Raw genomic sequence first — 20,309 nt, forward strand, 5'->3', positions numbered from 1 at the left:
GGGCTTTGGGGCACTCTTCGAGTTGGGGAGCGCCGGTGGTCCGGCCGCCAAGTCGATGCTGTTCGGTCGGAAGCTGACGTGCGGCTACGGGGTGAGTGGGGTTGGCGATGCACGTCGGAGTGATCGCACTCGCCACCGCCTGTCCGAAGAGTGTGACCACGATGGTTCTTCCTGGTGCCGGATCGTCGGATGAACGAGGGTGAGCTGGAGGCGGGGGAAGCCCCCCGGACCGGGTCGGGGCGGCCGGTCCGACCCTGGCCGGCGGCGACCGTCGGGCTGCTGGCGTTGTTTCTGGGCGGGTTGAACATCTCCCTGATCGTGATCGCTTTGCCGACGATCCGAAGTGTGTTCGACCTGAGCTCGAGCGGTCAGCAATGGCTGGTCTCCGGATATTTTTTGACCTTCGGACTGACGCTGGTGCCAGCTGGCCGGTTCGGCGACCAGCGTGGCCGGCGCAACATATTTGTGGCCGGCGTCATGTTGTTCGTGGTGGCGAGCATGGTTTCCGGATTAGCCCCCTCCGGGGAGTGGCTGATTATTGGCCGGTTGGCGCAGGGAGTTGGCATCGGGATAGCGCTACCCCAGGTGTTCGGGACGATCCAGCGGATGTTCTCACCCGGAGAACGGGGGCGCCCGCTCGGGCTGGTGGCCGTCGGAGTCAGTAGCTCCCGACTGGCCGGTCCGATACTCGGTGGCGCCTTGGTCGCCCTCGGCGGCGAGCAGGGCTGGCGGTGGATCTTTTTGATCAATGTTCCGCTTGGGATCGTCGTCGCCGGCTTCGGGTGGCGGCTGTTCCCCGTCGCCGAACGGGGGCAGCGACCCGACCTGGACCTGATCGGTGCCCTCCTACTGATGTGCGGGTTGGGGCTGCTCTGGCTGATGCAGGGAGAACAGTGGCCGGGGCTGCTCCGCTGGCTGCTCCTACCGGCCGGCCTGGCGATCCTGGTCGCCTTCTTCTACTGGGAACGGTCCTATGCCCGCCGCGGCGAGCCGATATTCAACCTGGGCCTGTTCCGGATCCGGTCGTTCGCCCTGGGCACATTCATCGCCACGTTCTACTTCGCCGGCTACGAGGCCGTCTACTACCTGGTATCGGAGTATCTGCAGCACGGGCTCGGGCACGACGAGTTGGTGACGGGCATCGCCCTCATGCCGTTGGCTCTGGGTATGGCCGTCGGCTCGGTGGCCGCCGGTGCCAAGGCCGACCAGATCGGGCGGCGACTGATCGCTGTGGGGTTGGCCTGCGGGGTGGTCGGGCTCGCCATGCTGTTGATCGCAGATCTTTTCCTGCCGGATCCACAGTCCCCGCACGCGGCGACGCTGCCACTGCTCCTGGCCGGCTTGGGCGGTGGACTGGTCACCGCGGGCGTCGGGGGTGGGCTGGTTATCGCGCCGAACCAGACCCTGGCCCTGGCGCACGTGCCGCCGGCCCAGGGCGGCAGTGCCGGGGGGATGCTCCAGACGGGGCAGCGCTTCGGGGGTGGGTTCGGGGTCGCCCTCGTCGGCACCGCGCTCTTCACCAGCCTGGACAGAACCGGTGACTGGCTCCTCGCCTTCCGAATTCCGATGGCGATCATTATCTGCTTCTTCGTCATCGCGTTTGTCGCTGTTCTGATCGACTTGGCTATCCGTTCCCGATCGCGGTGACGGCCCTCCCCGGTCGGCTGCCACTTCGGTCAACCGGTGCCGGGCGGGCCACCGCCGCTTCGCTCAAGCCGGCTCGGCCACCAGACTCGGCGACCAACGTCATGGGTGAGGGCCGGCACCAGCAGGGACCGCACGACGATGGTGTCGATGAGAAGCCCGACTGGAAGGGCGATGCCCAGCTCCACCAGGATTCGAACCGGGAGCACGGTCAGTGCCGCGAAGGTCGCCGCGAGCACGACACCGGCTGAGGTGATCACCCCGCCGGTTACGGTGAGTGCGGACAGTACTCCGCGTCGGGTGCCCAGCCGCTCTGACTCCTGTCGAACCCGGCTCATCAGAAAGACGTTGTAGTCCACCCCCAGGGCGACCAGAAAGACGAATGCGAACAGGAGGAACTCCGGGTCCACCTTGGGGATGTTGAGCAGATACCGGAAGATCAGCACGCAGATTCCCACGGTGGCGGTAAAGGAGAGCACCACGGTCAGGACCAGGAGCATCGGTGCGAGCAGGGCGCGCAACAACACCGCCAGGCAGAGCAGGATCACGGCCAGGACGACCGGAAAGATGACCTGCTGATCCCGGTCGGCGGCGTTGGCCGTGTCCACATTTGTTGCCGTGAAGCCACCGACCACGGAGTCGGAGCCGGGCACCGCGTGCACGGCGGTGCGGAGCCGCCGCAGGGTCTGCTCAGCGCTGTCGCCGTCCGGTGCGTCGCTCATGGTCGCGTTGAGCTGAGCCCGTCCGTCGACGACCTTCGGCGCGGCCCCTGCTTCCTCCGCCGTGGTCGAGGCCCCACCCGCTGAGGTGACCGCTGCCACGGAGACGATTCCCGACACCTGACGGGCCGCGGCGGTGACCTGGTCGACGGTCTCCGCGTTGGTCACGATGATCGCCGGGCTGCCGGTGCCGCCGGGATAGTGCTGGTCGAGCAGACGCTGCCCGCTGACCGACGACCGGTTCCCGGAGAAGAGCAGGTCATCCTGGTTGACTGCCTGCTTTCCGAGCTGGGTGACCCCGATCGCGGCCACGCCGAGGCCGATGACGGCGGTCACCCACACGAGTCGGTCTCGCCGGCCGATGAGGCGGGCGACCGGGGTCCAGAAGCGATGCGAGGTGGTTGCGGCCCGCTGTTTCGGGCGCGGAGTCCGCGGCCAGAAAACCCGCCGCCCACCCAGGACGAGCAGGGCGGGGAGGAAGGTGAGCATCACTAGCAGCGTGCAGGCGATGCCGATGGCGGAGACCGGCCCGAGGGAGCGGGTGGAGCTGAGCACCGACAACAGCAGGGCGAGTAGGCCGAGGATGACCGTCGAGCCGGAGGCGACGATCGCGGGAGCGGCACCGCGCCACGCCACCTTCATCGCGTCAACGGGGCGTTCCCTCCTGGTCAACTCCTCCCGATAGCGAGCTATGAGTAGCAGCGCGTAGTCGGTACCCGCGCCGAAGACGAGCACGGTGAGGATCCCCCGCGACTCCCCACTCAGCTTGATCACATCCGCGTCGGCCAGCCAATACACGAAGACCGTGGCCAACACGTACGAGAGCCCGGCGGAGATCAGTGGAAGCGCCCACAAGACCGGACTTCGGTAGATGATCAGCAGAACTACCAGCACCGCGCCCAGGGTGACGACCAGCAACTCGCCGCCCACCCCGGCCAGCACCGTGATCAGGTCGCCACGTAGGGCGGCCGGGCCGGTGACCTCGATGGTCAGTCCACCCTGGTCGCCACTGGTGATCGCGCGCAGCTGATCGATGACGTCGTTCTCCGCCTGCCCCACGGCGTTGTCGATCGGGACGACCACCAGCAGGGCCTGCCCGTCCTGGCTCTGGACGGGGGGCGCGAGGGGCCCGACAACCCACTGCACCTGACCGAAGTGGGTCAGGTCTGACATCGCCCGTTCCTGGTCGTCAACGGTGATCCCCGCCGAACGCTCGTAGACCACCAGGGCAGGCGTGGTATCCGCACCGGTGATGTCCCGGCTGTCCCGCTGCGCCTGCTGGGACTCCGCATCGGCGGGAAGGAACGTCTGGAAGTTGTCGGTCTCGACCTCGTCGAGGCGGCCGGGGAAGGAGTGGGCCACACCGCCGATCACGAGCCATCCGAGGGTCACCACCACCGCGACCAGGGTGCCGACGTGGCGGGAAGGCATTGCGGCCCCTGTCAACGTTCGGCTTGCTGGTACCGGCGCCCCGACCTGCCGCCCGGCCCCGCGATCAGCAGCGGGCCCGACAGCAGTGCCCTCCGTTCACTCGGGCGCGAGCGCCCGGCCGGATCTGACATGGGTCAACTATCTGGGGTATCGGCTGCGCACACTCCGACTTCCCGCCGTTCTCCGCTGAACAGGTGAAAGTCGTAACGGGTGGGCCACCCGGGCAGTCGATGTCACAGCCCGTTAGGTTGTGCGGGTGCATGACACGGCAAGGCGTGGGACGGCGGTCTGGTTGGCCGTACTGGTGCTGGCGCAGACAGTCGCCCTCATCGTGGTGTGGCGCACCGCCTTGCACACCGAACTCGGCCAGTGGCTCGACACGGTCGCCCTCACCGGCAACCAGATCGGCCAGGACCGCATCGACGGACCGGTCAACCACATCCTCAACGCCATGTCGCTGGCGGCGCTGCTGGCCGCCACCGCCGTAATCGGGTTCATCGCGCTGATCCGGGGCCGCGTCGCGCTCGCGGTCACCGCAACCCTGCTCATCGTCGGCGCCAACCTCACCACCCAGGCGCTCAAGTACGGCCTCGCCCGGCCGGACTTCGGCATCGACCCGCAACGGATCTTCGCCGGCAACAGTCTGCCCAGTGGTCACGCCACCGTCGCCGCCTCGTTCGCGGTGGCGCTGGTCCTCGTCCTGCCACCGACGGTCCGAGTCCTGGGCGCGTTGCTCGGCACCGGCTACGCCGCCGCCGTCGGAGTGGCCACCCTCTCCGCCGGATGGCACCGACCCAGCGACGCCATCGCCGCGTACCTGGTGGTCGGGGTCTGGGCGGCGCTCGGTGGGCTGGTGCTGTTGATCATGCAGCGAGAACGGGCGAAGGTCGACCCCGGCGACGCGCACCGGCTCGCCGCCGTGTTACTCGGCACGGGCGGCCTGCTCGCGGTCGTCGCCGGCGGTCTCGCCCTGGCCTGGCTCGCCGACGGCCCCCGGATCGCCCCGAACGAGTTGGCCCGCCGGCCCCTCTTCGCCGGCTATGCGGGTGGTGCCGCCGAGATCGCCGGTACGATGGCCATCGTGATGGCCCTGGTCCTGGTCAGTGCGCACCGTCTCATCCCCCGAAACGCGGGCTGAGCCGTGGTGGAGCCGGCCATGGTGGAAGCGGCCGTCGGTAGCCTGCCGGAGCTCACGCCGGTGCGGGCGGCGTTTCGGGACGAATGCGCCCAGCTCGCTGCCGAGCTGCGGGACCTGACCGAGGCCGACCTGGACCGGCCCACCAACTGTCCGCCGTGGACCGTCCGAGACCTCCTCGCCCACGTGCACACCGGCGTCGGCCGGCTCGCCGGGATGCTCGCTGCCCCTGCCCCGCCCCAGGTGCAGGTTGACGCCGCCGGCTACTTCGGCGCGGCCAAGTTCACCCCGCCGGTAGACGCCGACCGCATCGAAGGTGGCCACCGAGTGGGACGGTCCCTGGATGCCACGACGCTCGCCGACAACCTGGACCGGGCCCAGCGGGCCACCCTCGACGCGGTCGACGCGCAGCCCCCCGGCCGGCTGGTCCGCACCCGGCACGGTGACGCGATGACAATGGTGGAGTTTCTGCGTACCCGGGTGGTCGAGGTGGGGGTGCACGGCCTGGACCTGGCCGCGGCGCTCGACCGGCGACCGTGGCTGACCCCGGCCGCCGCCACCGTGGTGGCCGACCTGCTCACCGGTGGACATCCGGTGCCGGCCGCCCTGGGCTGGGATCGGCTGACCCTGATTCGCAAGACGACCGGCCGGTCGCCGTTGACCTCCGCGGAGCAGACGACCGTTGCCGCCGTCGACTTCCGCTGGCTGAGCTTCGCGCCCTGAGGGCTCCCGGGGCGCCCCGAGCGCCGCGCTGCTGGGCTTGGCCCCAGCCGGCCGAGCCGCCGCGCTGCTGGAGCCTCGCGTCAGCCCGGCTCAGGGCGCGGGCCGGGTACGGGCAGCGCGCGGCGCGGGAACCTGCGGGGCGGCCCGGCGTAGCTGCTCCAGCACCACCGGGTCGATTCGGCCCGGCACCAGTCGCCGTTCCAGGTTCTCCAGACCCGCCCAAGCGACCAGCGCCTCCTGCGGCGCGGCCGGATCGGCGGGGTGCCCGAGCGCGGTGAGCCGGCCGGCCACCTCGACCGCGAGCGCACCGGTGAGATCCAGCAGGGTGCCCGGGTCCGGACGGCTGAACAGTCGGGTGTGCGCGGCGAGAAGTCGGCCCAACTCGGAAACCGGATCCGGGTGGTCGTCGACCCGCAGATCGATCAGGACGTCGCCGGTGCCGGCGTACCCGGCGCCGCGCTCGACGACCAGCAGCCCGGCGCTCTGCCGCCCGCGCCGGTCCCCACCCGCCTCGTCCCCGGCCCGCAACGCGGCCAGGAGACGCTGCGGGAACGGCAGCCCCCGGCCACCGAGCCAGCCGTCGCGGACCTCGTCGATCACCTGCGGACCGGCGAGGATGTTGCCCTGCGCAGCCCAGCCCTCCCCGGACTGCCCGCCCGCCCAGGGGCGGCAGGCCGGCCCGGTCCAACCGGCACCCGGGCCGGTCGCCCCCACGACACCCACCTGGCGGTGGTCGCGCTCGTCGTCGGCGGCGACCAATCCGGCGACCACACCCGCCGCGCCAACCCCGGTCCGGAGCAGCGCCAAGCCCTGCGGCCGGTAGGCCAGGTTCACGTGCGCCTGGGTGGCGATCGCGCCCACCTCGGCCTCCGCGGCCGGCACCAGCGCCCCGGCGGCGAGGAACCTGCTGGCCACGACCACTCCGTGCAGCCGGCCGTCGGCGGAGCGGGCGACGAGGGAGAAAGTCACGAGCCGCAGCGTAGCGCGGTGACCGGTCCGGGAGACCAGACCAGATCTTGCCCACCGCCCGCCGGCCCGACATCATCGACCGATGACGACGCGATGGGGCATGACGGTACCGTTGAGCGGGATCCCGCTGGCCGACCACGCCGCGGTCTACCGCACACTCGACCAGGTCGGCTTCACCGACGTGTGGTCGGCCGAGGTGACCGGGGCGGACGCCTTCACACCGCTGGCGCTGGCCGCCGCCTGGGCGCCGCGGCTGCGGTTAGGCACCGCGATAGCGCCGGTCTTCACCCGCGGACCGGGGCTGCTCGCGATGAGCGCCGCCGCCCTCGCCGAGACCGCCCCCGATCGGTTCGCCCTCGGCATCGGCGCCTCCGCACCGGTGATCGTCCAGGATTGGAACGCCGGCGAGTTCAGCGAGCCGTACCGGCGCACCCGCGACGTGCTCCGCTTCCTGCGCGCCGCCCTGGCCGGAGAGACAGTCGACGGAGCGTACGACACCTTCGCCGTCCGGCGCTTCACCCTGGAACGCCCGCCGGCCGTACCCCCGTCGCTGCTGCTCGCCGCGCTGCGCCCCGGCATGCTGCGGCTCGCCGCCGGCGAAGCCGACGGCGTGATCCTCAACTGGCTCGCCGCCACCGACCTGCCGCAGGTGCTGGGCGCGCTCGGCCGGGCTCGCCCCGGCTTCGAGGTCGTCGCCCGGATCTTCGTCTGCCCGACCACGGACGCCGGATACGCCCGCGCGCTGGGCCGCCGGCTCATCACCAGCTACCTGACCGTCCCGGCGTACGCGGAGTTCCACCGCTGGCTGGGGCGCGCCGAGGTCTTCGACCCGATGTGGACCGCCTGGGCCGCGGGAGACCGGCGGGGCGCCGGGGCGGCGGTGCCGGACGAGGTGGTGGACGCGCTCGTGCTGCACGGCAGCCCGCAGGAGTGCCGGGCCCAGGTGCAGCGGTACGCCGCGGCCGGAGTGGACGTCCCCGTACTGGCGCTGCTGCCAACGCCCGAGCTGGCGGCCGGTGCGGCGGCGGCGCTCCTCGACGTGCTCGCCGGGCTGGGCGGGGGTGAGCCCCGATGAACCTCACCGACCGGGTGGCGGTGATCACCGGCGGGGCCGGAGGGATCGGGTCCGCGCTGGCCCGGCGGTTCGCGGCGGAGGGAGCGGCGGCCGTGGTGGTGGCGGATCTGGACCCCACGGCCGCCTGCGCGGTCGCCGACGCGGTCGGCCCCGTCGCCCGGCCTGTCGAGGTGGACGTCGCCGACGAGGAGCAGGTCCACGCGCTGGTCGCCGAGACCGAGCGACGCTACGGGCGCATCGACCTGTTCTGCGCCAACGCCGGCGTGGCTACCGGTGGGGGAGTGGCCGCCCCGGACGCCGACTGGGACCGGGCCTGGCGGGTCAATGTGCTCTCCCACGTCTACACCGCCCGGGCGGTGCTGCCGGCGATGCTCGCCCGCGGTGGCGGGCACCTGCTGATGACCTGTTCGGCCGCGGGTGTCTGACCGCGGTGGCCGACGCGCCCTACACCGCCACGAAGCATGCCGCCGTCGCCTTCGCCGAGTGGCTCGCCATCAACTCGGTGACCCCCGCCGCCACGACCGGCGTCGGCTCGCCGTCGGCCCCACGGGCCCGCACCAACACATCGCGCGCCATCACCGCGACCTCGGTGGCGGCCAAGTCACCGGTGGCTGGCTGCCCGGCGAGCCGCAGCGCGTCGGTCACCTCCCGCCAGGCGCCACCCACCCGCTCGCCGGGGGAGCCGCGCTCCAGCCGGCCCCGGCTCAGCGTCCGGCGTAGCCATAGCAACGTCAGCAGCAGCATCGCCGCCAGGACCAGCCCACCGCCGACCGCGACACCGGCCACCAGCAGCACCGACGGGGACCCGCCGGTGGTGTCTGCCGGCCCCACCGGTGCGCCGGAGGCCTGCGCAGTGGCCGTCGGCTCCGTGCTCGGCGTCGGTGTCGGCGACGGCGGCTCGTCCGGTGGGGGACGCAACCCCTCCTCGACCGGCCGGGGCTCGGCGTCCGGTTGGGGCAGCGGATCGAACGGCACCCAGCCCAGCCCGTCGAACAACACCTCCGGCCAGGCGTACGCGTCCCCGGCCCGCACCGGCCCGTCGCCCGGCGGCCGGAAGCCGACCACCACCCGGGTCGGCAGCCCCACCAACCGGCCCAGCACCGCGAACGCCGCCGCGAACTGCTCCGACGTTCCCCGCTGCCCACCCGCGTTGCGTGGGCCGAACAGAAAGAACTCCAGATTCGGGTATGCGTGCCCGCTCGGCGCGTCCGGAACCAGCCGGTAGTGCTCGGCGAGGAACTGCTCCACCGCAGCAGCCCGTTGGTACGGGGTGCCGGCCGACTCGCTGAGCTGCTCCGCCAACTGGCGCAGCGACTCCGGCACCCCGTCGGCGACCCGCAGCACCCGCGCCACCTCCGCGCCGGCCGGCGCATCCGCGATGGCCAGCAGGTTGGCCTCCGGCCGCTCCCGGTCGGACGTCACCGTGTACCGCAGCCCGGGGGCCAGCCCCTCCGGGTGGATCAGGGTCCCGGTCGCCGGGTCGTACGCCACCCGCGCCCCGGTCACCTCCCGCGGGGTGGCGACGGCCGGCAACAACCGCCCGGTCAACTCGGCGACGGTCAGCTCCTGGCGGACCGTCTCGACGATGCTCCCCGGGGCGGTGTCCGTCGCCGGGAGGACCCGACCGGCGTTGCGGTACGTCGCGCCGACCTGCCAGGTAACCCCGTCGTAGTCACTGAGCACCGCCAGCCGGATCCGCGTCCCGGCGCCGGCCGGGTCTGCCCCGGCGGTGGAGAGGGTCGTCACCTCCAGCAGCTGCTGCTCCGGATGCAGCGCCCAACCCGAGATGCGGATCAACGGATTCTCGTCCAGCGAGTCCACGCGGGGCGGCTCCACGTACCGGCGCGGGTCGACCGGCCGGCCTCCGATCATGCCGGTGAGCGCTGGACCGAGCAGGACCGCCAGTGCCACCACGACCGCGATACCGGCCGTGGACGCCCCGACGAGCCGGATCCGCGTCGCCGCGCGAGCCTTCGGCGCCAGCCCCGCCATCCGGTCCGCAGCGGCCGGCCGGACCCGTCCCGGCAACGCGAGCCCGAGCACCGCCACCGCCACGAAGACCAGCGTCGGCCCGACCGCCGGCTCAGCGTTCGGCCCGACCAGGTAGACGGCGCCGGCGAAGAGCAGCACCGGCGGCAGGTACCCGACCAGCACCCGACCCGCCCGCAACGTCACCTCACTCGCGGCCAGCCCGGCCAACCAGGCGGCCACCACCGGAACGAGGATCGTGTCCGGGGTCGGCTCCACCGGAATCATGGCGGTCAACAGTCGGGGAATGCCGTTGCGGGCGGCCTCGCCAGCGATCTCCATGAGCGGGCCGGGCAGGTCGGAGCGATCGGCGGCAAGCCGCAACGACCACAGCGTCCACGCCGCCAGGCCCAGGACCGACAGCGGCGCCACCAGCCACGAGGGCAGCCGCCGACAGAGCACTCCCACCAGCACCGAGCCGGTCGCAGCACCGGCAACCAGCAGCGTGAGCAGCCCGCCGGCGTACATCCGCCCGAGGACCACCCCGGCCAGCGCCACCAACACGACCAACACCACCGCCAGCGGCAGCTCCGAGGTCAGAAACGACCCGGGTGCGGGCAGCTGTGCAACCCCGCGGCCTCTGCCCGCGGGGAGATCGGCATCGCGGCGGGCACCGCGCTCGGCCATCCTCACCACCGCCGCACCCGATCCCACTCGGCGGCGAACGCGGCCCCGTCCACAGCGTCGATCACCACCAGGCCGGTCGTCGGCGGCTGCGCCGGCTCCGCCGCCCCGAACACCCCGACGACCACCGACGGGTACGCGCCGCGGAGCGCACCGAACCGGCCGAGCGTCGCCCGCCCGCCCGGGCCGGTGAGCGCGATCAGCGTGTCGCCGAGGCGGTCCCCCCGCAGCCGGGTCAGGGTGGCGTCCAGGGTGTCGGCCCCAAGCCCCGCCGCCGCCAACCGGTCCAGCGGGCCCGCCGCCCCGGCATCCGGCGCACCCGCCGCGCTGACCTCCTCCTCCGGGGCCACCAGCACCAGCACCACCGGCAGGTCGGCCCGGTAGGCGGCCGTCAGCACCGATGCCGCCGCCTCACACGCCGACTCGAACGACTCCGCCGGACCAGCCGACCGCTGCGGGTGAGCCACCGCCCGGTTGTCCAGCAACACCACCAGGCGAGGCAGGCTGGTGTCCACGTTCTCCCGGACCATCAGCTCCCCCACCCGCGCGCTGGTCCGCCAGTGCACCCGACGCAGCTCGTCCCCGACCACATACTCCCGCAGCGAGTCGAAGGTGATCGAACCGTGCGGGACGGAATCCACCCGACCGTCCAGGCTGCGCCCCCGCGCCCGTGGGCATCACGTTCAGCGGATGGACCCGTGGGTGCACCCACACCGGCACCGTCTCGCCGTACGGGCGCGACAACGACACCAGCCCCAGCGGGTCCCGCCGGGTCACCCGCAGCGGCCCCACCGGCACCACACCCCGGCGGGTCGTCGGCACCTCGTACCGGGCCGTGGTGTCCTTCCCCGGCCGCAACCGCAACACCGGCACCGGCACCGGCACCCCACCACAGCGGTCCTCAGCGACCAGGTTCGCCGACCGGAGCCGGCCACTGTTGTGGACGGTCACCGTCATCGTCGCCGGCTCACCGCGCGAAACCCGGTCCGGCTCGGCCCGGCGAACCACCGCCAACCGGGGCCGCCACGCAGCTACGGCCAACGCGTAGCCGCCCGCGGTCGCCCCCGCCGCACCCAACAAGGCCAACTCCGGGTACGCGAACCGGAAGCCCACCGCCAGCAGGGCAGCGGCAGCGACAAGCAACCCGACTCCCCGGGCAGTAACCCCCACAGCTCAACCGCGGACCGCAGCGGCCTGCCCGGACGGCAGTGGCACCGGCACCGAGGCGATGGCCTGGCGCAGCACCTCCGTCGGGGTCACCCCCCGCACCTGCGCCTCCGGGGTGAGCAGCAGCCGATGCGCGAAGACGGGCTCCGCGAGCAGCTTCAGATCCTCCGGCATTATCCAACCCCGTCCGTCGATCAGCGCGTACGCGCAGGCCGCCCGCGTCAACGCGATCACCCCACGCGGGCTCACCCCCACCCGGACCTGCCGATGGTCGCGGGTCGCCGCGGCGACCCGCACCGCGTACGCGTACAACGGCTCGGCGATGTGCACCCGGCGCGCCATCCGCACCATCTCCTCGACCGCCGTGGTGTCGGTGACCGGGGTCAGCGCCTCGGGAGAACGCGCCGTCGCGCCCCGCAGCACCTCCACCTCAACCGCCTCATCCGGATAGCCAACCGACAACTTCACCAGGAACCGGTCCAACTGCGCCTCCGGCAGCCGGTACGTGCCATCCATCTCCACCGGGTTCTGCGTCGCCACCACCAGGAACGGCTGCGGAACCGGATGGCGCACCCCGTCCACCATCACCGTGCGCTCCTCCATCACCTCCAGCAGCGCCGACTGGGTCTTCGGTGAGGCCCGGTTGATCTCATCGGCGATGACGATGTTGGCGAAGACCGGCCCCGGATGAAACTCGAACTCCCGGCTGGCCTGGTTGTAGATCGTCACCCCGGACACGTCCGACGGCAGCAGGTCCGGGGTGAACTGGATCCGCCGCCACTGACCCTGCACCGTGGCGGCGACCGCCCGGGCCAGCGTCGTCTTGCCAACCCCCGGCACATCCTCCAGCAGCACATGACCCCGCGCGAAGAGGGCGGTCAGGGCCAACCGGACCACCTCCGGCTTGCCCAGGACAACCGCGTTGATGTTCTCGGCCAGCCGGGCGGCGAGGGCGGCGAAGCCCTGCACCTCCGACTGACTGAGCAACTCGGGGGAACTCACGCTGGTGCTCCTTGCCTGGCGTCGGTCAGCAGGTTGGCAGAACGTTGATGTCGTCACCGCCGTCGAGGTTCAGCCAGGCCCACGGAATGTAGTTGCGCCCCTGGAAGTCGACCTGCACCCACCACGTGCTCCTCTTGTGCCCGTTGTAGACGAAGGCGTACACCTCTTCGCCCGCCTTCCGGCAGTGCGCCTTCAACCGCGTGCCCGGCTTGGCCCACCCGACTTGCCGAGGGTCATCCTGCCGCGGCACCGAGAAGATCTCGTTGCCGTTGCGGCCATCGATATCGGCGTCACAATATGTCGCCTGGTCCCCGGAGTCGCCGTTCTCGCAGGTAGCGGTCCCGAGCGCCACCGCGGTCGACTGCGCTCGGGTCGCGCTGCCCGGGCCGGCCGCGTTCGTTGCCGTCACCGTGAACGTGTACGCCGTGCTCGACGTCAGCCCGGACAACGTGATCCGGGAACACGGGCCGGACTTCGCCGGCTTGCCGCTGGTGCTCAGCGTGCAGGTCGCCTTGCCGCCGCCAGCATCCACAGTGAAATTCACCGTCACCGACGTGGCGGTCGCCGACGAACCGGTCACCGTCACCTTCGGCGCGGCCACGGTCCGCGCGGTAGCCGTCCCCTCCGGCCCCGGCCCGGCCTCGTTGACCGCCCGCACCCTGACCGTGACCTGCTGCCCGTCACCCAGCCCGCTGACCGTTGTCTGAGTATCGGTCACCTCGCTCTGCTGGCCACCCACGTCCACCAGGTACGCCGTCACCGGCCGGCCATTCGCCGCCGCCGGCCCCCACCGCACCGCGACCGTCCCCGACTGCTCCGCCACCGTCGTGGCCTGTAGCTCCACCGGCTCCCCCGGCGGTGCATACGGCACCACCGTGTTACTCACCGGCGAGGCCGCCGAACCCGCACCCTTGTCATTGACCGCGACGACCGAGAACGCGTACTGCCGGCCGAACTCCAACTCGCCCGCCGGCACCACCAACTCCGTCCCGGTCGCCTCCCCGGCCAGGGAGTTCGTGCCGGCCGAGGTGGCCGTCACCACGTACCGGTCGATCGTGTTGCCCTGCCCGTTCGCCGCCGGCCAGCGCACCGCGACCGTCCCGTCCGGGCGCGCCTCGGCGGTCGCGCTAGCCGGCGGGTCCGGCACCTCCGCCGTCGGCGTCACCGGATTACTGGTCCGGGCCGGGCCATCCCCCTTGGCGTTGACGGCGAACACCGAGAACGCGTACGTCTCCCCGTTGGTCAGCCCCTTGATCTCCACCGCCCGCTGGTTGGCGCCGACCTCGACGCGCTGCCCGCCACCGGACACCACGTACTTGATGACCTCGGCGCCGTTGGCGGCGGCGGCCCGCCAGCTCACCCGGGCCTGGGCGTCCCCGGCCGCCGCGGTGACCGCCTCCGGTGGACCCGGCCGACTCTTCTTCGGCTTCTTCGGCGGCGGGGGCGGCGGTGGGGGAGCGGGCGGCGGGTCACCGCCGAGCACGTCGTTGGCGTACTTGTCGACCTCCCGCATCCGGTGCCGGTCGTCCACCACCCGGGCGGTCGAGGCGTCCGGAGCGTTGATGAACAGGTGGTTCTCCCGAACCTCCAGTTCAAGCGGACCAGCCGGTGCGCCGGATATCGAATCGACCAGCTGACCGGAGTCGTCGAAGACGTAGACGGTGCCGGTGGCCTCGTCGGCACAGTAGAACCGACCCGCCCACGACACCGCCGGGCTGAGGTCGCCCCCATCGCCGGGCACCGTGAAGTTCGTGACCACCCCGCCCGCGACCACGTGCACCTGCCGTTGCGACGGCACCGTCACCGGCACCGCCGACCCATTGGTACGGGTGGGCAGCACCGCCGGCCCGGAGGTCACCAACGGGGTCCGCGTCACATCCCCCTGGCGCACCATGATCAGGGAGCCCGCCGTCCGGTCGAGCACCGCCACCCCGTCGTCCAACGCGGAGACGATCAACTCGTGCTGCGGCTCGGTGATGTCGTACGTCTCGATCAACTCCGGGTTCAGGCCCTCCTCAGCCGAGGCCGACGAGGACGGCAGCGGCGCGGCGCTGATCGCCGAGACAGTTCCCTCGCTCGGCACCGCGATCCACAGCCGACCCTCACCATCAAACGACCCACCGGTGATGCCGGGCGGAAAGTGGACCGAGTTGCCGATCGGTGTCAGGGACCGCGGGTCGAGCTGCCGGATGACGCCCTGCACCGCGTCCACCACGAACGCCGCCTCGTCGTGCAGCACGACGTTCACCCCAAGACCGGGCGTGGTGGGGGAGGTCGCGAGGATCCGCAACGTGGCGAGGTCCAGCGAGCTGACCTGGCCCGTGCTCAAATCCCGCAGGACGAGCAGCCGGTCGGTCTGGGTGACCTGCACCGGATGCTGCCGCGCACCCGGAACCTCCAGCCGGGTGTCCACCCGCGCCGTCACCCCGTTGACCCGAGCCAACTCACCGCGAACACTGCTCCACAGCCAGGAGCTGGCGTCGAAGGTGGCCACCGCGTTGTCAGCGGCGCCCACTCCGAGCACAGTGAGCCCCATCGCCGCCAGCAGCGCCGTCACGGTGGCGATGGTGACCAGCCCACCACGAAACCGGCGGCGTGGAGTCCCGACATCGTTGACGGCGGCCACAACCAACTGCCTCCCCGTATCGTTTGAACATTTTGACGGGTCCGAAGACGGCGGCCCTCCCAGAAGTCGGGTGCCATCCTATTTGGCTCAGCAACGACAGGGAATCCCGTACCGTCCACCCGTGTGTACGCAGCGTACTGTCTGGCAATTTACCGCTCGCGATCGGTGCACACCTGCCCGGACGTGGTGAACGTCTCCGTTGAATACACCGCCAGCACCGTGAAGCAGTAGTCCACCCCTGCGCTCAGACCATTGAGCGTGTAGCTGGTCCGCCCCGGCTCCACCTGGTCCTTCGGCCCCAGCTGCTGCCCCGCCTGGCCGGCGGCAACGACGAACGGAACGGCGCCGCCGGACGGGTCCGTCCAGGTGAGAGTCACCGAGGTCAGGTCATCCCGCAGACTCAGGTCCGTCGGCGGTGGTGCACTCGGCGCCGCCGACGCCCGCGGCGCCTCCGGCAGCGGAGCGGCCGCCGGCTCGGTCGGCCCGGTCCGAAAGAACACCACCAGGCCCGTGCCGACGATCGCCACCGCAGCCACGCCCGCCGCGGCGAGCACCGCGACCACCGCGGTCCAGCTCCGGCCCCGCCGCTGCGGCTCCCGTGCCGGACGCGCGGCAGGCAGCAGACCGACAACGGTGTCGTCCGTCATCCGGGCTGGGCCCGGCGCGGGGTCACTGGCTGAAACCCCAGGTGCGGGGCGGGCGTCGACAGGGCCGTACGGGGAACGTGGCCCCCAGGATTGGTCTGGTCGGGGCCGTGGCCTGCCGCCGTGCCCGCCCGGTCTCGGTCTGACCGCCGGCCGCTGTGGTGTCGCGTGGCCGGCATGATCGGGAGACGGACCCGGTGGAACGGGCGCGGCCACCGGTGGAACCGGCGGGGCCCCCGGTGGAGCCGGCGCGGACTCCGGTGGAAAAGGCGGCTGCGCCCGTCGAACGTCCGAGGGCTGCGCCGCGACCGCCCCAGCCCCCGGACGCCCCGGACTGTGCTGCGTGGGGAGTGGAGGGTTCGGCGTACCGGACGAGCCGTCAGCCAGGACGGCCTCGTTGAGGTAGGCCCGCGCCGCCCGGACCGACGAGTGGTCGGCCCCGAGCGCGGCTGGGCCGGCGGTCAAGATCCGGTTGAAGTTGCGGCGGGCCTCGTGTCGGTTGCCGAGTTCGTCCGCCACGGTCGCCAGCTCGAAGACGAGCGCCAGCAACAGGGGATCGGCGTCCGACCGGAGGCGCTCACCCGCCGCGAGCGCCTCCTCCAACACCCGGCGGGCGGCGCTCGGGTCGCCGGCCTCCCGGTGCAGTCGCGCCAGGAGGTGCGCGGCACTGAGCACCTCGGGATGGTCCGGGCCGTACGGTGGCGGATGGGCCGACTCCACGGTGTCAGTGAGGAGTTGACGCGCGCCGGCCAGGTCACCGGCGTGACGCAGAGCGAGAGCCCGATGCTGCACCGCGGCCAAGGGAGAGGGCGAGGGATACGACACGTGGTCATGCTGCCGGCCCGACGTGCCCCGACGCTACTGCAACAGCGCTCCTGTCCGGTATTGCCACCCGCCGAGAGCCGATGTGCATGATCCATCCAGGCGGTGTAGAGTAACTCCTCGTGCGGCCCGCCGGGTAGCCGACAGGTGAGAAGATCACTTCGGTAGTCAACGGTAGGCTGGATGAAGCAAGTCCGGGTGGCGGAATGGCAGACGCGCTAGCTTGAGGTGCTAGTGCCCGTATAGGGCGTGGGGGTTCAAGTCCCCCCTCGGACACTCAAATATGATCTCCTGCACCGCAGGTCAGGCCCCCTCCAGTGAGGGGGCCTGATTCGTTGTAGGGGACAGGTAGGGGAACTCAGTTTTGGCCGTGGGTCCTGCGGCGCATGATCCCGTCGGCGTAGCCCTCCGCGTAGGTGGCCCGGACGGTTTTCTCGGCCTCGGCGGCGAGCTGTTCGCGAAGGTGAACCTCCAGCAGGCGCCGCTGATCGACGATCACCGTGCGCCTGTGGGCGTCTAGTCGGGAGAGTTCGCCCAGGACGAATTCCTGGCGCCGCGCCTCCATGTCGTGTCCCATCGTGTCAATGACATCGAAGCAGGCCCGGACCTCGCCCCGAAGCCGCTGTACCTCCTGCCGGAGCCGGTAGATCTCCTGCTGGTATAGGTGTTCGCGCTTGCTGGTCATGGCGCGCTGGTAGGCGGCGGTGGCGGCGTGTGCCGCGCGGGCGACCAGTGGCATGGCGGGGCGACGGTGGGGGCGGGAGGGGTAGTTCACGCTGTCGAAGACCTCCAGTGAGTGCTGACAGGAGCGTGCTAGTCGAACACACGTACGAATGAATGGGAAGACTTCTCGTGGGTGTGTCGATGGATCTTCGCCCGGTTGGGGGCGGCGATGGTGCGCGACCGAGGGCCACGACCCCGTACGAAGGTCCCCCGTCACCGTTGCTCGTGATCACTGATCAGCCGGAACAATTTTAGTAGCTTATCCATAGTCGACAAGTGATATCGGCGAATGGTTTTGGTCGTCCCAGTGACGTTGTGAATGTCCGCTACTTCGTAGCGGACAGCTCGAACCTGTTCGGAACCATCATTCCGTGGTAGGGCGTACGCCGCGACGCGCCGGAACATCCATACGGACAGGTGACGGCGTGACGTGCAGGCGGGGAGTACCGTCGATGGCGGCAGGGCGCCGGGGTTTACCGCCGCGAGGCGGCCTGCTCCACCTCACGCAGCATGAGTACCAAACTCTGCGATCGACGGTCGGCCGGTAGGGCATCCATTGCCCGCTGGGCGTAGGCGACCCCGGCCGCGCTGTCACCGGCTCTAACCATCGTGAGTCCACGATGCAGCTCAATATGAGTAGCGAAACGCGGCAGATCAACAGGTCGCGTACGGTCGGCCTCCTCCTGGGCCTCGGCACCCGGGCCGGGCATCCCGAGACGGGCATACAACATGCTCCGGAACGTGGCCATCCGCCACGGCGGGACGGCGGTATCAGACACCTCGCCATCCGGCGATGCCACCTGGTCGAACACCCGCCGAGCATCGGTATCGAGCGCGACAGCGCCGCTGCGGTCCCCGCGTCCGGCCGCCACGTGTGCCTGCGCCATCAACGCCTGGACGCTCCCGAGTGACGGCCGGTCCGACAGTGCGACAGCCTGATCGGCGTATCGCCGCGCCGTGGTTAGCGCCGCCCCCTCGTAGGCCAACGCGATTGCGGCCCGGCCCCGGACCCACACCCGCACGGCGAGATCGTCGGAGCGGTCGGCGGCCACGCCGGCTAGGTCGTACCACCGGATGGCCTCGGTGGGGTTGGGAGTGGTTTTGCCGTAGGTCACCAACGCCCTGGCGGCGTGTGACCACATGACCGGCGTATCCAAGTGCTGTTGCAGGATCACAAGGTCGTTCGCGAGGCGGGACTGAAGCGCCACGGCTCCCACCGCCATGTAGTCCCGACCGTACTGGTCGACCCGCTCCCGCCAGTCCTCCTCAGCAGTCCGGCCGCGTAGCGCAGCGCTGAAACCGGCCCGGATCAGTTCGCCGGCCACGACCGGGCCGACGACGCCGGCCGCCAAGCCGAACATCTGTCGACGCCTCATCTCACCCTCCCCGAGGAGCCGCGCGTAGGCGAGCACGATGTCGGGCGTTGCTGTCCTCCGCCCAGCCTCAACATTGCTCAGATGTGACACCGAATACGAGGTTCGAGCGGCCATTGAGGCCAACGTAACCCCGGCCTCGGTACGAGTCTGCCGGAGCTGGGCGCCGAGATCGTCCACACGTCCCCCTGCTGAAAAAGCCTGAAAACATCGACCTCCTTCCGAGCGTAGTCCCGTCGTCGCACGCTGAAATCACACGACGCGGTCGGATGGATGTCCGAGGCGCCAGGGTGAGGGAGCACGCGCATGATCCGGCTACTCCGCCGACTCCGCCGCCGGCCCGCACGGCTGGACCAGGTCGGCCCCGCCACCCGGTACGTGGCGCGGGCCGGCGCCTACTCCCCGCTGCACAACCAGCCGACGGTCATCTTCGACAACCGGCCGCTGCTGACCCCGCTCGCCCGGCAACGGGCCAACCAGCGGTGATGGCCACCCACGCCCGGCCCAGCAGCCCGGCCGGCCTGTCGACGGTCCAGCTACGCAACCGGATGATCCTGTCCGCCCGGCGGATCATCACCGAGCACTGGCCGCGCGTCGATCGGTGCCCGATCTGCGGGTCCGGGTGGCCGTGTCCGCCCACCGAGACCGCCTACGGCTACCTCGCCACGGCCGGGCAGGGCAACTGGGCGCCCCCACAGCGGGCCGGGAGCCGGCGTTGACCTGCACGACCACCGGCAGATCGACGGCCACGCCGGACTACTCACCCATGACCTTCTCGGCCCATCCCTATCTCTGGAGGCGACGTGAAACCCGCAACCGATCCGGCCGTACAGTGCCTGGGCTGCGCCCCCGGAATCGTGGTCAAAACGCACCAGTGCGCCGGGGACAACGAGCTACGCCCGACGGGCGGGTTCTGCGGTTGCCGGGAGCCTGGCTGCGGCCCCAGGCAAGGCGTGTCGCGGCGGCGGCCTGGCAGTTAAGAGCTGTAGCGGCCTGAGGCCGCGGACCTCGTGCTTTTGCCGATCTGAGGAGATCTGTTGCGTACCAAGTTGATCGTAGCCGGCGTGTCCGTTGTGGCCGTTGTATCCCTTATGGCCGTTGCCTGCTCTGCTGGTGGCGAGAGCGACACGACAGGTCCCGGCGCCCAAGAGCAGGTAGCCGGGACGGATCAAAAGACCGAGGGTGAGAAGACGATTGTCATGGAGGTGACCGGGCCGAAGACAGCCGACATCACCTACAGCCTGGGCTCGGATCAGTCACAAGAGAACGGCGCGAAGTTGCCGTGGAAAAAGGAACTGACGTCAAACGATTCGTTCGCGCTCCCGATGGTTTCAGCGCAGTTGATGGGGTCTAGCTCCGGCAAGATCGAATGCAGGATCACGGTTGACGGGGAGCTGGCGAAGGAAAACGCGTCCTCCGGTGAGTTCGCGATCGTGACCTGCACCGCCGACAACTTCTGACCCGCACGCGCAGAAGCGCCCCGCCCGGCCGTAAGGCCAGGCGGGGCGCTTTCGATGTCAGTCGACACCCGTCCAGGTCGCGAGGTGAATCCATGCCAGGGCGCGTTTTTGTCGTGCACTATTAGAGTTTGTGTCGTACACTAA

14 protein-coding genes, 1 tRNA gene and 3 pseudogenes are annotated in these 20,309 nt (G+C 71.0%); 9 read left to right on the plus strand and 9 right to left on the minus strand.

Features of this window, described 5'->3' with window-relative positions; all coding sequences use genetic code 11:
- Positions 1 to 189: 189 nt before the first annotated feature.
- Positions 190 to 1,647: an MFS transporter gene (locus K228_RS0109290; protein ID WP_025618200.1), complete on the plus strand. Its 1,458-nt coding sequence runs from the start codon at positions 190 to 192 to the stop codon at positions 1,645 to 1,647.
- A 29-nt stretch (positions 1,648 to 1,676) separates the two neighbouring features.
- Here the strand turns inward: K228_RS0109290 and K228_RS0109295 are convergent, their stop codons facing one another.
- Positions 1,677 to 3,794: an MMPL family transporter gene (locus K228_RS0109295; RefSeq protein WP_025618201.1), complete on the minus strand. Its 2,118-nt coding sequence runs from the start codon at positions 3,792 to 3,794 to the stop codon at positions 1,677 to 1,679.
- 250 nt (positions 3,795 to 4,044) lie between these two features.
- Between K228_RS0109295 and K228_RS0109300 the strand changes: the two genes are divergently transcribed.
- Positions 4,045 to 4,932 (plus strand): phosphatase PAP2 family protein, encoded by an 888-nt coding sequence (locus tag K228_RS0109300; protein ID WP_025618202.1) that lies wholly within the window; start codon positions 4,045 to 4,047, stop codon positions 4,930 to 4,932.
- An 18-nt stretch (positions 4,933 to 4,950) separates the two neighbouring features.
- Positions 4,951 to 5,652: a maleylpyruvate isomerase N-terminal domain-containing protein gene (locus K228_RS0109305; RefSeq protein WP_025618203.1), complete on the plus strand. Its 702-nt coding sequence runs from the start codon at positions 4,951 to 4,953 to the stop codon at positions 5,650 to 5,652.
- A gap of 90 nt (positions 5,653 to 5,742) precedes the next feature.
- Here K228_RS0109305 and K228_RS0109310 read toward each other — a convergent pair whose 3' ends face one another.
- The gene (locus tag K228_RS0109310; RefSeq protein ID WP_029723435.1) at positions 5,743 to 6,621 is read right to left on the minus strand and encodes a DUF1028 domain-containing protein; all 879 of its coding nucleotides are present in this window, start codon (positions 6,619 to 6,621) and stop codon (positions 5,743 to 5,745) included.
- 100 nt (positions 6,622 to 6,721) lie between these two features.
- On the opposite strand from K228_RS0109310, the gene K228_RS0109315 reads away from it, so the two are divergent.
- Positions 6,722 to 7,696: an LLM class F420-dependent oxidoreductase gene (locus tag K228_RS0109315; protein WP_025618204.1), complete on the plus strand. Its 975-nt coding sequence runs from the start codon at positions 6,722 to 6,724 to the stop codon at positions 7,694 to 7,696.
- Positions 7,693 to 8,192 (plus strand): annotated as a pseudogene (locus K228_RS25455) (SDR family oxidoreductase); the annotation flags it as partial. The gene K228_RS0109315 and the pseudogene K228_RS25455, both read left to right, overlap by 4 nt.
- On the opposite strand, the pseudogene K228_RS0109325 reads toward K228_RS25455, so the two are convergent.
- From K228_RS0109325 to K228_RS0109345, 5 genes and pseudogenes are all read right to left on the minus strand, one after another.
- Positions 8,192 to 10,378, minus strand: a pseudogene (locus K228_RS0109325) (transglutaminase TgpA family protein); the annotation flags it as partial. The pseudogenes K228_RS25455 and K228_RS0109325 overlap by 1 nt on opposite strands.
- Positions 10,354 to 11,518: pseudogene (locus tag K228_RS25460) on the minus strand (DUF58 domain-containing protein). The pseudogenes K228_RS0109325 and K228_RS25460, both read right to left, overlap by 25 nt.
- A gap of 3 nt (positions 11,519 to 11,521) precedes the next feature.
- Positions 11,522 to 12,517 carry an AAA family ATPase gene (locus K228_RS0109335; protein WP_025618206.1) on the minus strand — a complete coding sequence of 332 codons (996 nt, stop codon included), beginning with the start codon at positions 12,515 to 12,517 and terminating at the stop codon, positions 11,522 to 11,524.
- Between the two features lie 25 nt (positions 12,518 to 12,542).
- The gene (locus K228_RS0109340; RefSeq protein WP_025618207.1) at positions 12,543 to 15,143 is read right to left on the minus strand and encodes a fibronectin type III domain-containing protein; all 2,601 of its coding nucleotides are present in this window, start codon (positions 15,141 to 15,143) and stop codon (positions 12,543 to 12,545) included.
- 149 nt (positions 15,144 to 15,292) lie between these two features.
- On the minus strand, positions 15,293 to 16,588 hold the full coding sequence (locus K228_RS0109345; protein ID WP_025618208.1) for a tetratricopeptide repeat protein: 1,296 nt from the start codon (positions 16,586 to 16,588) through the stop codon (positions 15,293 to 15,295).
- A gap of 213 nt (positions 16,589 to 16,801) precedes the next feature.
- Between K228_RS0109345 and K228_RS0109350 the strand changes: the two genes are divergently transcribed.
- Positions 16,802 to 16,885, plus strand: a tRNA-Leu gene (locus K228_RS0109350).
- Positions 16,886 to 16,967: 82 nt separating this feature from the next.
- Here the strand turns inward: K228_RS0109350 and K228_RS28785 are convergent.
- Both K228_RS28785 and K228_RS0109360 read right to left on the minus strand, forming a co-directional pair.
- A complete protein-coding gene (locus tag K228_RS28785; RefSeq protein WP_245603437.1) occupies positions 16,968 to 17,384 on the minus strand; it encodes a hypothetical protein in 417 nt (138 codons plus the stop codon).
- Between the two features lie 421 nt (positions 17,385 to 17,805).
- Positions 17,806 to 18,885, minus strand: a complete 1,080-nt coding sequence (locus tag K228_RS0109360; protein WP_025618209.1) for a helix-turn-helix domain-containing protein — start codon at positions 18,883 to 18,885, stop codon at positions 17,806 to 17,808.
- A 126-nt stretch (positions 18,886 to 19,011) separates the two neighbouring features.
- Between K228_RS0109360 and K228_RS0109365 the strand changes: the two genes are divergently transcribed.
- The 3 genes from K228_RS0109365 (at position 19,012) to K228_RS26910 (ending at position 20,165) form a co-directional block, all read left to right on the plus strand.
- On the plus strand, positions 19,012 to 19,191 hold the full coding sequence (locus K228_RS0109365; RefSeq protein ID WP_025618210.1) for a hypothetical protein: 180 nt from the start codon (positions 19,012 to 19,014) through the stop codon (positions 19,189 to 19,191).
- Positions 19,191 to 19,424, plus strand: a complete 234-nt coding sequence (locus K228_RS0109370) for a hypothetical protein (RefSeq protein WP_025618211.1) — start codon at positions 19,191 to 19,193, stop codon at positions 19,422 to 19,424. The genes K228_RS0109365 and K228_RS0109370 overlap by 1 nt, the downstream gene beginning before the upstream one ends.
- A 318-nt stretch (positions 19,425 to 19,742) precedes the next feature.
- Complete coding sequence (locus K228_RS26910) at positions 19,743 to 20,165, plus strand: MmpS family transport accessory protein (protein ID WP_080671566.1); 423 nt, start codon at positions 19,743 to 19,745, stop codon at positions 20,163 to 20,165.
- The last annotated feature ends 144 nt before the right edge of the window (positions 20,166 to 20,309 follow it).

It is taken from the genome of Salinispora cortesiana (genome assembly GCF_000484695.1).
GTDB lineage: Bacteria > Actinomycetota > Actinomycetes > Mycobacteriales > Micromonosporaceae > Micromonospora > Micromonospora cortesiana.